Annotated in this window: 1 protein-coding gene; it reads right to left on the reverse strand. The window is 59.5% G+C overall.

Going from position 1 to position 647, the window contains the following annotated elements; genetic code table 11:
* On the reverse strand, positions 1 to 647 hold a 647-nt coding region (locus tag EN914_RS37510; protein ID WP_245497952.1), incomplete at both ends, for a Crp/Fnr family transcriptional regulator.

The raw sequence follows: 647 nt of genomic DNA on the forward strand, positions 1-647 counted from the left end.
CCACAGTCACATGGCGGTTGTTGTCGATCCGGATCACGCCGTCTGTCCGCAGCCGGGTCAACTGGCGGCTCACCGTCTCGATTGTCAGGCCGAGGAAATCGGCGATGTCGGCACGTGTGAGAGGCAGTTCGAAGCTCGTCGGATTGGTGTTTGGATCGAGCGTGGGATCGATGTTTCTGGCAATCATCAGCAGAAAGCTCGCCACTTTTTCCGCAGCGGTCTTGCGTCCCAGCGTGACCATCCAGTCGCGTGCATCGTCGAGTTCGTTCAGCGTCTGCTTGAACAGGCGGTGCTCGAGATCCGGCGACTCCCTCATCATCCTTTCGACGGAAGCCCTTGGAAACGAACACAGGGAGACGGCCGTTGCCGCTTCCGCGTTGATCACGCTTTCCACCTTGAACGGCCGTCCCAGAAAATCGGGGGCAAACTGAAGCGCGACAATCTGCTGGCGCCCGTCCGAAAGGCTCTTCGTCAGCTTCACGACGCCGGAAAGCACGTTGGAATAGCTGTCGACGGTTTCGGCGTCGGCCATCAGTTCTGACCCCGGTTCAACGGTGTGCTTTGACGAGGTCTTGGCGAGCCCGACCAATTGATCGGGATCAAGGGCACCGCAAATGCCGCGATGCCTTGCCTCGCAGGATTGGCAA

The organism is Mesorhizobium sp. M7A.F.Ca.CA.001.08.2.1, from assembly GCF_003998455.1.
Taxonomy (GTDB): Bacteria; Pseudomonadota; Alphaproteobacteria; order Rhizobiales; family Rhizobiaceae; genus Mesorhizobium; species Mesorhizobium ciceri.